The organism is Stenotrophomonas sp., assembly GCF_032099025.1.
Classification (GTDB): Bacteria; Pseudomonadota; Gammaproteobacteria; order Xanthomonadales; family Xanthomonadaceae; genus Stenotrophomonas.
The window spans coordinates 84,516-95,014 of sequence record NZ_DAMCID010000012.1; the positions used below are offsets into that span (position 1 = coordinate 84,516).

The 10,499-nt window shown below is 67.4% G+C and carries 11 protein-coding genes; 4 read left to right on the plus strand and 7 right to left on the minus strand.

From position 1 onward, the window contains the following. Window positions 1-5: 5 nt before the first annotated feature. From RT456_RS10560 to sigJ, 3 genes are all read right to left on the minus strand, one after another. On the minus strand, window positions 6-1,877 hold the full coding sequence (locus RT456_RS10560; RefSeq protein ID WP_313346162.1) for an ABC transporter ATP-binding protein: 1,872 nt from the start codon (window positions 1,875-1,877) through the stop codon (window positions 6-8). A gap of 250 nt (window positions 1,878-2,127) precedes the next feature. After that, on the minus strand, window positions 2,128-2,571 hold the full coding sequence (locus RT456_RS10565; RefSeq protein ID WP_313346165.1) for a carboxymuconolactone decarboxylase family protein: 444 nt from the start codon (window positions 2,569-2,571) through the stop codon (window positions 2,128-2,130). Between the two features lie 36 nt (window positions 2,572-2,607). Further along, window positions 2,608-3,504, minus strand: coding sequence for an RNA polymerase sigma factor SigJ (sigJ, locus tag RT456_RS10570; RefSeq protein ID WP_313346168.1), 897 nt, complete (start codon window positions 3,502-3,504; stop codon window positions 2,608-2,610). A gap of 154 nt (window positions 3,505-3,658) precedes the next feature. Here sigJ and RT456_RS10575 point away from each other — a divergent pair, with 154 nt between their 5' ends. Both RT456_RS10575 and RT456_RS10580 read left to right on the plus strand, forming a co-directional pair. Continuing rightward, complete coding sequence (locus tag RT456_RS10575; protein ID WP_313346169.1) at window positions 3,659-5,176, plus strand: fumarate hydratase; 1,518 nt, start codon at window positions 3,659-3,661, stop codon at window positions 5,174-5,176. A 179-nt stretch (window positions 5,177-5,355) separates the two neighbouring features. Next, window positions 5,356-5,991, plus strand: coding sequence for a glutathione S-transferase family protein (locus RT456_RS10580; protein ID WP_313346172.1), 636 nt, complete (start codon window positions 5,356-5,358; stop codon window positions 5,989-5,991). 157 nt (window positions 5,992-6,148) lie between these two features. On the opposite strand, the gene RT456_RS10585 is transcribed toward RT456_RS10580, so the two are convergent. Both RT456_RS10585 and RT456_RS10590 read right to left on the minus strand, forming a co-directional pair. Then, entirely contained in the window at window positions 6,149-7,309 is a 1,161-nt protein-coding gene (locus RT456_RS10585) for a phospholipase A (protein WP_313346174.1), read from the minus strand. Window positions 7,310-7,464: 155 nt separating this feature from the next. Next, window positions 7,465-7,950 carry a DUF456 domain-containing protein gene (locus tag RT456_RS10590; protein WP_313346176.1) on the minus strand — a complete coding sequence of 162 codons (486 nt, stop codon included), beginning with the start codon at window positions 7,948-7,950 and terminating at the stop codon, window positions 7,465-7,467. Between the two features lie 232 nt (window positions 7,951-8,182). Between RT456_RS10590 and RT456_RS10595 the strand changes: the two genes are divergently transcribed. Further along, window positions 8,183-8,386: a cold-shock protein gene (locus RT456_RS10595; RefSeq protein ID WP_313346179.1), complete on the plus strand. Its 204-nt coding sequence runs from the start codon at window positions 8,183-8,185 to the stop codon at window positions 8,384-8,386. 83 nt (window positions 8,387-8,469) lie between these two features. On the opposite strand, the gene RT456_RS10600 is transcribed toward RT456_RS10595, so the two are convergent. Both RT456_RS10600 and RT456_RS10605 read right to left on the minus strand, forming a co-directional pair. Beyond that, window positions 8,470-8,958, minus strand: coding sequence for a glycine zipper 2TM domain-containing protein (locus tag RT456_RS10600; RefSeq protein WP_313346182.1), 489 nt, complete (start codon window positions 8,956-8,958; stop codon window positions 8,470-8,472). Window positions 8,959-9,079: 121 nt separating this feature from the next. Next, window positions 9,080-9,517 (minus strand): hypothetical protein, encoded by a 438-nt coding sequence (locus RT456_RS10605; protein ID WP_313346185.1) that lies wholly within the window; start codon window positions 9,515-9,517, stop codon window positions 9,080-9,082. Window positions 9,518-9,611: 94 nt separating this feature from the next. Here RT456_RS10605 and RT456_RS10610 point away from each other — a divergent pair, with 94 nt between their 5' ends. Next, a complete protein-coding gene (locus RT456_RS10610) occupies window positions 9,612-10,409 on the plus strand; it encodes a tRNA threonylcarbamoyladenosine dehydratase (protein WP_313346187.1) in 798 nt (265 codons plus the stop codon). The last annotated feature ends 90 nt before the right edge of the window (window positions 10,410-10,499 follow it).

Below are 10,499 nucleotides of genomic sequence, written 5' to 3' on the forward strand. Positions count from 1 at the left end.
CGTCGTCAGCGGTACCCCGCTGCCTGCAGCTCGAACAGCTCGGCGTAGCGGCCGCCCTGGGTCATCAGCTGGGCGTGGGTGCCACTGGCTTCGATCCGCCCCCCGGCCAGCACCAGGATGCGGTCGGCCATGCGTACCGAGGAGAAGCGGTGCGAGATCAGCACGGCGGTGCGGTTGTCGGACAGTTCCTTGAACCGCTGGAACACCTCGAACTCGGCGCGCGCGTCCAGCGCGGCGGTCGGCTCGTCCAGGATCATCACCTGCGCATCGCGCATGTACGCGCGGGCGATGGCAATCTTCTGCCACTGGCCGCCGGACAGGTCCACGCCCTGTTTGAAGCGGCGCCCGATCAGCTGCTCGTAGCCGTTGGGCAGGGCGGCAATGACGTCCTCGGCCATGCCACGGCGCGCGGCGTCGCGGATGCGCGCATCGTCGGTCATGGCCTCGACCAGGCCCACGCCGATGTTCTCGCCGGCGCTCAGGTTGTAGCGCACGAAGTCCTGGAAGATCACCCCCATGTTGGCGCGCAGGTCGTCCAGGTCGTAGTCGCGCAGGTCGCGTCCATCGAGCAGGATGCGGCCTTCATCGGGGTCGTACAGACGCGCCAGCAGCTTGACCAGCGTGGTCTTGCCCGCGCCGTTCTCGCCGACCAGCGCCAGCACTTCCCCGGCGCGCAGTTCGAAATCCAGGTGGCGCACCGCCCAGGACTCGGCATCGGGGTAGCGGAAGCCGACGTTCTCGAAGACGAACCCCTGGGTGATCGGCTGCGGGATGGCCACGGCATCGGGTCGCGAGTGGATCTCCGGCTGGATCTGGAAGAACGAGAACAGATCATCCAGGTACAGCGCCTGGCTGGCCACCTGCGAGAAGCCGATCAGCAGGCCCTCCAGCAGCTGGCGCAGGCGCAGGAAACTGCCGGCCAGGAAGGTCAGGTCGCCGATGGAGAAGTCGCCGCGCACGGTGCGCCAGGCGATGTAGGCGTACGCGGTGTAGTACCCCAGCGTGCCCAGCGCGGCCAGCAGGGTGCCCCAGAACGCACGCTTGCGCGCCAGCGTGCGGTTGGCGCGGAAGAACTTCTCGGCCAGGAACCGGTAGCGGTCGATCAGGAACCGATGGAGGTTGAAGATCTTCACCTCCTTGGCGGTTTCCACGCTGGCGCCGATCTGGCGCAGGTAGTCCAGCTGGCGGCGCTCGGGCGTCCACTGGAAGTTGAGGCTGTAGCCGGCCGCATTGAAGTGCGCTTCGCCGATGAACGCCGGCACCAGCGCCACGCCCAGCAGCAGGATCAACCACGGTGCGTAGACCAGCAGGCCCACCGCCAGGCTGGCCACGGTGATGGCGTCCTGCACCTGGCCGAACAGCTGGCTCATCAGGTTCATGCGGCCCATGGTCTGGCGGCGCGCGCGGTCGAGCTTGTCCTGCAGGTCGGGGTCTTCGAAGTCTTCCAGGTCCAGCTCGGCGGCGTGTTCCATCAACCGGATGCTGGTGACGTTGGTGAACAGCTCCGAGAGCAGCGTGTCGGCATAGCTGACGATGCGGCCCAGCAGGTCCGAGGCGATGGCCAGCCCGAACTCCAGCGCGAGCAGGCCCAGCAGCGGATTGAGCAGGCCGCTGTACAGCGCCTCGTCGAACGGCGGGAACCCCGCCTCGTGCCGGCTCAGCAGCAGTGCTGCGTCGATGATGAGCTTGCCGACATACAGCATCGCCACCGGCAGCAGCGCACGGATGATGCGCAGGCCCAGGCTGGCGGTGGCCAGCGCGGGGCTGGTCTGCCAGACCTGGCGCAGGAACGGGGGCAGGTTGCGCATCGCCTTGAAGCGTTCGCGCAGGCTGGGATTCTTCTGGCCGGCGGAACCGGCGGCGGGGGAGGCGGGCATGGCCGCATTGTGCCAGCCCGCGTTGTGACAAAGCGGTAGTGCCGGCCGCTGGCCGGCTCCTCGGGATGTAACGAAAAATCGTAGTGCCGGCCGCTGGCCGGCTCCCCGGGATGTAACGAAAAATCGTAGTGCCGGCCGCTGGCCGGCTCCTCACGATGCAGGTCGTACGGAGAGCCGGCCAGCGGCCGGCACTACGCGCTCACCGCCACCACGCATCAACGGACAGGTGCCCAGCGTGGGTGGGTACGCGTTACGGCAACGGCGGCAACAGACCTGCGCCCAGTCGGTTCCACGCGTTGATGACCGCGATGCCCATGCTCAGATCGCTGATGCCCTTCTCATCGAAATGCGGCGCCAGCGCGTCGAAGGCAGCATCCGAGGGCGCGGCCGTGCTCAGCCGGGTCAGCGCCTCGGCCCAGCCCAGCGCGGCCTTTTCGCGGTCATCGAAAAACCGGCTCTCGTGCCACGCCGGCAGCGTGTCCAGCTTGCGCGGCTCGATCCCGCCCTTGCGCAGGGCGGTGCCATGCATGTCCATGCAGTAGCCGCAGCCGTTGATCTGTGACACGCGCAGGAACACCAGCTCCATCAGGGTCGGGTCGATCGAACTGTCATGCACGGCCTTGCTGGTGGCCAGCAGGCCCTTGAACGCATCGGCGGCCAGGCGGGTGTAGGGAACGCGGGGTGAAGCGGACATGGGGCAACTCCATGACGGCCACGGTGGCCGTCTTCATCAGGAGGACGCGCCAGCATCGCGCGCTGTGACAAGCGCCTGCAGTTTTTCCGGATTGAGCACGCTGAGCACCTGCACGATCCGGCCTTCGTCCACGCCCACCAACGTGACCGAGTGCAGCTGCGCGCCCTCGAAGCGCAGGATCGCTGGCTCGCCGTTGACGTAGCCCAGCTGCGCGGGATGCGCGCCATTGCGCCGGGCGATGGCCCAGTAAAGCTGCGCGATGCGCTCGGCCCCCAGCAGCGGGCGGATCGCCGCCGTGACCCGGCCGCCGCCGTCGGAGATCATCTCGGCATTGGCATGCAGCAGGGACATCAGCGCGGCCTGGTCACCCTGCTGGGAGGCGTGCATGAAGCGCGCCAGCAGGTCGCGGTGCTGGCCGGCACTCACCGCGAACCGCGGCCGCCCGGCCTGCAGTCGATGCCGCGCCCGGTGCACCCGCTGGCGGCAATTGGCCTCGCTGAGGTCCAGCAGTGCGGCAATCTGCGGGTAGTCATAGTCGAACAGGTCCTTGAGCAGGAACGCCGCGCGTTCCTCCGGCCCGAGCTGTTCGAGCAGGGCCAGGAACGCGACCGAGACCTCGTCGGCCAGCGCGTGGCGCTCCGCGGGGTCGTGCAGGGGGTCGGGGTCCAGCGTGATCTCCAGCGGCTCGGGCAGCCACGGCCCGACATACTCGATGCGGGCATTGCGCAGGGCGCGCAGCCGGTCCAGGCCGAGCCGGGTGGTGGCGGTCACCAGCCAGCCTTCCGGGTCGCGGATGCCGGCCGCGTCGGCGCCCTGCCAGCGCAGCCAGGCGTCCTGCACCACGTCCTCGGCGTCGCTGCGGCTGCCCAGCAGCCGGTAGGCCAGGGCGAACAGGCGGGGGCGGTGGGTCTGGAAGGTATCGGTGGTATCCATGCCGGGAGGACGCTGCAGGGTGCGTGGTTGTGACAGCCGATGCGCGGCCGGGGCCGGGATCGGGGCGCTAACGGGAGCGATTATCAACGCCGGGCGGCGTCAGGGCGTAAAATGGCCGGCTCAACCCCGCCAGCCCCCAGCAAGCGAGCAAGTCGTGACATCGATCAAGCAGGAAGACCTCATCCAGTCCATCGCCGACGCGCTGCAGTACATCTCGTACTACCACCCGGTCGACTACATCAAGAGCCTTGCCGCCGCCTACGAGCGCGAGGAGTCGCCGGCCGCGAAGGAAGCGATGGCCCAGATCCTGATCAACTCCCGGATGTGCGCCGAAGGCCACCGGCCGATCTGCCAGGACACCGGCATCGTCACCGTGTTCCTGGAAATCGGCATGAACGTCCGCTGGGACGATGCCACCATGGGCGTGGAAGACATGGCCAACGAAGGCGTGCGCCGCGCCTACAACTACCCGGACAACAAGCTGCGCGCCTCGGTGCTGGCCGATCCGGCCGGCAAGCGCATCAACACCAAGGACAACACCCCGGGCGTGGTCAACGTCAAGGTCGTCCCCGGTGACACCGTCGAGGTGATCGTCGCGGCCAAGGGCGGCGGTTCGGAAGCCAAGAGCAAGTTCGCCATGCTCAACCCGTCCGACTCGATCGTGGACTGGGTGCTCAAGACCGTGCCGACCATGGGCGCCGGCTGGTGCCCGCCGGGCATGCTGGGCATCGGCATCGGCGGCACCGCCGAGAAGGCGATGCTGCTGGCCAAGGAATCGCTGATGGAGCCGATCGACATCAACGAACTCAAGGCGCGCGGCGCCTCCAACCGCGCCGAAGAGCTGCGCCTGGAACTGTTCGACAAGGTCAACGCGCTGGGTATCGGCGCGCAGGGCCTGGGCGGCCTGACCACGGTGCTGGACATCAAGGTCAAGGATTTCCCGACCCACGCGGCCAACCTGCCGGTGGCGATGATTCCGAACTGCGCGGCCACCCGCCATGCGCACTTCACCCTGGACGGCAGCGGCCCGGTGATGCTGGACCCGCCGTCGCTGGAAGACTGGCCGCAGATTACCTATGACGCCTCCAAGGGCACCCGTGTCGATCTGGACACGATCACCCCCGACGACGTCGCCAGCTGGACCCCCGGCCAGACCCTGCTGCTCAACGGCAAGCTGCTGACCGGCCGCGACGCCGCGCACAAGCGCATGGTGGAAATGCTGGACAAGGGCGAGCCGCTGCCGGTCGACCTGAAGGGCCGTTTCATCTACTACGTGGGCCCGGTGGATCCGGTGCGCGACGAAGTGGTGGGCCCGGCCGGCCCGACCACCGCCACCCGCATGGACAAGTTCACCCGCCAGGTGCTGGAACAGACCGGCCTGCTGGGCATGGTCGGCAAGGCCGAGCGCGGCCCGGCGGCGATCGAGGCGATCCGTGACAACAAGTCGGCCTACCTGATGGCGGTGGGCGGTTCGGCCTACCTGGTATCCAAGGCGATCAAGGCGGCCAAGGTGGTCGGCTTCGCCGACCTGGGCATGGAAGCGATCTACGAATTCACCGTGCAGGACATGCCGGTGACCGTGGCGGTGGATTCCACCGGTGAGTCGGTGCACACCACCGGCCCACGCGAGTGGCAGGCCCGCATCGGAAAGATTCCGGTGGTGGTGGCCTGAGGCCTGCCACGGTCAGCGCCTGCCGCCTCGATCCGCGGCAGGCGCCCCTGGACGCGTCGTTCCGGCAGCGCCGGCCGGTGGCCGGCGTTCGGGATCGCCCGGGCCGGCCAACGGCCGGCGCTACCGGGGGGCGGTCTCGGCGATAATCCGGGCCTGCTTTCCACACAGGTAGCGCGCCGATGACAACGACTTTGTATGGCTCCTCCAGCACCGCCTCGCTGGTGGTGCATTGGCTGCTGCTCGAACTGGGCGTTGAACACGCGCTGGTGCTGCTCGACTTCGACACCCGCGAGCAGAAGTCGGCCCAGTACCTGGCGCTCAACCCGGCCGGCCGCGTGCCCACGCTGGTGATCGACGGCCAGGTGCTGACCGAAGCGGCCGCCATCACCCTGCAGCTGGCTGACCTGCACCCGCACGCCGGGCTGCTGCCAGCGCCGGGCACGGCCGGACGTGGCGAGGCCTACCGGTGGATGTTCTGGTGCGCCAACACGCTGCAGCCGGCTTACCGCGCGTGGTTCTATGCTGACGAACCGGCAGGTGCGGACAACGCAGAGGCCACCCGCGAGATGGCCAGACAGCAGCTGGAACGTGCGTGGCAGCAGATGGCCGACCACCTGGATGGCGCGGGCCCGTACGTATTGGGAGAAGCGCTGAGCGTGGTCGATTTCATGCTGGTGATGCTGATGCGCTGGTCGCGCAACATGCCGCGGCCAAGCGATTCGTGGCCGGTGCTCAAGGCCTACGCCGAGCGCATGAAAGCGCGCCCGGCGTTCGCCGAGGTGTACCGGCGCGAAGGCATCACCGACTGGACATAAGCCTGCCGTAGCGCCACGCCCTGCGTGGCTGCGCACGAAACCGTCCCCGTTCCAGCCACGCAGGGCGTGGCTCTACGCCTGTCAGTTCCAGCCACGCAGGGTGTGGCTCTACATGCCTGCACCGTAGAGCCACCCCTTGGGTGGCTGCGCGGGTATCTCAATACCACTCCAGCAGCGACACGCCCACACCCACATACGTGGCCTTGTGGTTGTAATCGATCATGCTCTCGCCGTACCCATCGAACACCTGCACGTGACCGCGCAGCAGGTTGCTGATCGGGAAGCCGTAATCGATCTGCAGCGCGCCGTGCGAACGGTCGCCACCGCGCAGCGAATGCCGCGCCATCAGCGAGACCTCGTGGCCGTTGCGGTTCCAGGTGAGGGTCGCGTCGCCGCGGCCCATGTAGTCTTCGATGTCCGGGTTGTTGTCGTCTTCGCGGTCTTCGGGCAGGCGGTACCACGGGCGCAGCACCAGGGCCCAGTTCTCGCGGTCCAGCCCGATGTTCGCAATCACCCGGTTCCAGCTGCGCGACAGCGGATCGGCGCGGCCGTTGGACATGTGGGTCAGGCTGATGCCGCTCATGCGCCCACGCCAGCCACCGATGGAGTAGCCGTTGCGGAACACCATCATCACTTCCGGCTCGTAGTTGGTCTCACGGAACGGGCGCGAGTTGTCGGCGTTGTAGGCCTGCCAGCGCGAGCTCTGGGTGTAACCGGCCCAGATGTCGCCGTTGTCGCCGAACACGTTCTCCCAGACCTTGGTCTTGAAGCTCAGCTGGAACTTCAGCTCGTTGCTGTCCAGCTGCTGCGGCGTGGCTACCGTGTTGTCCGGGTTGGGCGACTGTGGCATCTGGTTCTTGTCGCTGGTCCAGAACGCCGGCAGCAGGTACACCGGCTTGTAGGCGCGCAACTGGAAGGCGCCCAGCTTGGAGTCCTGCGCCAGTTCCCAGCGGCTGTCCAGCAGCGAGCCCTTGCCGGCATTGGCCAGCGCCGCTTCGTGGCCATCGTTCTTGAACACTTCGCCCAGGCGCTGCTTGACCCGCTCGGTGGCGGGCGCATCGGGCGTGCGCGCCGCCTGGCGCTCTTCGCGGCGCTCCTGCTTGGCGGCGGTTGCGGCGGCGTCGGCGGCCGACGTGGTGTCGGCGGTGAGCCGGAACAGCTTGTCGTAACAGGCCAGCCGGGCCGCATCGGTGTCCACCAGCGCGCAGGCTTCGGGTGAGGCCGGGGTCGGCGCCGCTTCCTGTGCGGCCAGCGGCAGGCTGGCCGTGGCCAGGGCCAGGGCGGTGAACAGGGCGGAACGGGGGCGCGGGGTGGTCATGGGGGCAGGCCGGTAAATGAATGGTTCAACAGGGACAGTGTGGCCGCTGTCCGCCCTTCCTGCCAGCACGCCGGCAACAGCGCGCCAGCAGCGGTCGGCTCAGCGCGTTTATGCCGGTCACCCCCGTGCGCGCGATGTGAAGCCGTCTGCGTCGCCTAGAAGAACCACGCAAACGCGAAGATGCCCAGCATGGCGATCACCAGCGCCAGCTTGAGCGCGAAGCCCAGCAGGATGCCCAGCCACGTGGCAAGGCCGACCTTGGTCGACCGGCCCAGCTCACGGGTATGCCAGTACTCGCCCAGCAGGGCCCCGGCCAGCGGCCCGGCGAACAACCCGATCGGCATGAAGAACAGGCCCACGATGCTGCCGATGAAGGTGCCCCACAGCGCCTTCCGGCTGGCACCGACCCGCTTGGCACCTACCACGGTGGCCAGCACGTCCACCGCGAACGAGGCCAGGGTCAGCAGCCCCAGCACGGTCAGTGGCACCCAGCCCACATGCACGAAGCCATCGGCCCAGGCCGCGACCAGCAGGCCGGCGAACACCAGGGGAATGCCGGGCAGGGCCGGCAGGATGATCCCGGCGATGCCGACAAGGACCAGGACGACGGCTAACAGGTAAAAGATGAATGAAGGGTCCATGCTGCCAAGTATGGTAAAGGAAATGGGGTTGACATATGCGAAATCAGGTAGTTGATTTTTCGTTTTGCCCGGGTTAAGTTGCAGTCGCTGAGCTTGGCAAGGTCACCGTGGATCGTGGCCTGATGATGGTAGATCTTCCAGATCCGCTGCATCGTTGCACCTCGCTTCCCCCTTGCTCGTCAGCCGCCTGTCAGGGCGTAACCAATTACAAGACAGTAAGGGAGTAAGGAAGATGGCAGAGAAGGGCACCGTCAAGTGGTTCAACGACGCGAAGGGTTTCGGTTTCATCAGCCGTGAAAGCGGCGAGGACGTGTTCGTACACTTCCGTGCGATCGATTCCCAGGGCTTCAAGAGCCTGAAGGAAGGCCAGGCGGTCGAGTTCGAAGTAGTGACCGGCCAGAAGGGCCTGCAGGCCGACAAGGTGAAGCCGCTCTAAGCGCACACCATGCGGTTGGAAATACGGAAAGGGCCCGCGCAAGCGGGCCCTTTCTTTTCAGGCAGCGCGGGCCCGGCAACCGGTCAGCGAATGACCACCCGGCCGTTGACCACGCGCACATAGGTGTTCTCGCGGATGCCGCCGAGATCACGCTGGTTGACCACCACGGTGCGCCCGTCGTCCATGCGCACGGTGACGTCGAAGGTGTCGCTGGTGACGTTCTTCTGGATCTGGTTGCCGGCCAGGGCGCCACCCACGGCACCTGCCGCAGCGGCGACATTCTGGTTGCCCTTGCTGCCGCCGGTGTGGTCGGAGATCTCATGACCCGCCACTGCACCGACGATGCCGCCCAGGATCGCACCGGTCGCGCTCGGCGCGCTGCGGCCCGAGGCCACCTGGTTGATGCGGGTGACGATGCCGCAGTCGGCGCAGCGGTTGGTGTTGTAGTTGCCACCGTTGTTGCCGTAGCTGTTGTTGTTGTAGCCGCTGTTGCCATAACCAGGCGAAGTGGTGGCGCAGCCGGCCAGCGCGACGGTGGCAACGGCGGCGGCGGCAATCAGTTGGATCTTCATGGTGGTTCTCCTGGCCAGAAGGGGTGGTCGAGAATGCGTCTGGAGCGCATGGCGCAGATCCTGTCGTGTCCTGCGTGAACAGCGCGCCAATCCGGTGCCCGCTTCGTGGCTGCCAGATGAATCAGCGGAAATCCTGGTGGCAGGCCTTGCAGCCGGTCTGGATCGTTTCGATCAGCTGCCCCATGGCCAGGCAGTCGGTCGGCGGCGCGGCCAGCGCGGTGTTGAGCGTGGCACGCAGGGCGCTGGCGTGCTGCTGGAACTGCGCGCTGTCCTTGAGCGCCGGGAACGCCAGGTCCAGGTCGTTGGACAGCGAACGCAGCGTCTGCAGGCGCGGCACGCTGTCGGCCAGGCTGCAGCGGTTCTGCGCCTGCGCATCGCGCAGCAGGTCGGTCTGGCGGCTCATGACCTGCATCAGGCTGGTCGGGAAGGGATCCTGCCGGGCCTGCAGGGCGCGCGCGACCATGACCGTGGCGATCACGCCCACCAGCAGGCCGAGCCCGGCGACGAAGAGATAACGGTAGGCGGCCGAGGCACGGCGGGCGGGGACGGGGGCATTCATGCGCAGGGCTTCCTTGTGGGTGGCTCGCTGCATCCTACGCCCGGCATCGGGGCGGGCGTACGCCTTGCGCGTCCACCCGTCTAAAATGGGCGGCATGAATGACGTATTGCGCGAACGCTTTGCCGGCATCGACCGGTTGTATGGGGTGGGCACCGTGGACCTGCTGTCGCGCCGCCGGGTGGCGGTGGTCGGCATGGGCGGGGTGGGCTCGTGGGTCGTGGAAGCCTTGGCGCGCACGGCGGTGGGGCACCTGACGCTGATCGACGCCGACGACATCTGCGTGTCCAACACCAACCGGCAGCTGCCGGCGTTGGCCGGGCAGTACGGGCGCAACAAGGCCGAGGCGATGGCCGAGCGCTGTCGCGCGATCAATCCCGACATCGAAGTTGACGCAATTGCCTCATTCCTCACCGTATCGAACATGGTAGAGCTGCTGGACCGCAACTTTGACCTGGTCATCGATGCCTGCGACAGCTTCCGGGTGAAGGTGGAAACCATCGCCTGGTGCCGCCGCCGCAAGCTGCCGATCCTGACCGTCGGCGCCGCCGGTGGCCGCACCGATCCCACGCTGGTGCGCATCCGCGATGTCTCGCGTACCGAGCACGACGCAATGATGGCGTTGATCCGCAAGAAGCTGCGCAGCGACTTCAACTTCCCGAAGAACGCCTCGCGCTACTTCGGTGTGCCGGCGGTGTACTCGCTGGAAAACGTGAAGTACCCGCAGGCCGATGGGTCGGTGTGCGGCATCCGTCCGCAACTGGGTGCCGATGCGGCGCTCAAGCTGGACTGCGGCGCCGGGTTGGGCGCGGCCACCCACATCACCGGCGCGTTTGCGTTTGCGGCGGTGGGGAAGGCGCTGGAGATGTTGCTGAAGAAAAAGGCGACGCCGTAGATCCACGCCCTGCGTGGATGCTCTTCGCCGGACATCGCGCAGCCACGCAGGGCGTGGCTCTACGTTCGGGCATCGCGCGCAGCCACGCAG

Excerpts from the sequence above, each read along its gene's own strand:
- RT456_RS10595 (WP_313346179.1), top strand. The coding sequence starts at position 8,183 with ATGGCAGAGAAGGGCACCGTCAAGTGGTTCAACGACGCGAAGGGTTTC.
- RT456_RS10580 (WP_313346172.1), top strand. The coding sequence starts at position 5,356 with ATGACAACGACTTTGTATGGCTCCTCCAGCACCGCCTCGCTGGTGGTG.
- sigJ (WP_313346168.1), bottom strand. The coding sequence starts at position 3,504 with ATGGATACCACCGATACCTTCCAGACCCACCGCCCCCGCCTGTTCGCC.
- RT456_RS10600 (WP_313346182.1), bottom strand. The coding sequence starts at position 8,958 with ATGAAGATCCAACTGATTGCCGCCGCCGCCGTTGCCACCGTCGCGCTG.
- RT456_RS10590 (WP_313346176.1), bottom strand. The coding sequence starts at position 7,950 with ATGGACCCTTCATTCATCTTTTACCTGTTAGCCGTCGTCCTGGTCCTT.
- RT456_RS10605 (WP_313346185.1), bottom strand. The coding sequence starts at position 9,517 with ATGAATGCCCCCGTCCCCGCCCGCCGTGCCTCGGCCGCCTACCGTTAT.
- RT456_RS10560 (WP_313346162.1), bottom strand. The coding sequence starts at position 1,877 with ATGCCCGCCTCCCCCGCCGCCGGTTCCGCCGGCCAGAAGAATCCCAGC.
- RT456_RS10565 (WP_313346165.1), bottom strand. The coding sequence starts at position 2,571 with ATGTCCGCTTCACCCCGCGTTCCCTACACCCGCCTGGCCGCCGATGCG.
- RT456_RS10610 (WP_313346187.1), top strand. The coding sequence starts at position 9,612 with ATGAATGACGTATTGCGCGAACGCTTTGCCGGCATCGACCGGTTGTAT.
- RT456_RS10585 (WP_313346174.1), bottom strand. The coding sequence starts at position 7,309 with ATGACCACCCCGCGCCCCCGTTCCGCCCTGTTCACCGCCCTGGCCCTG.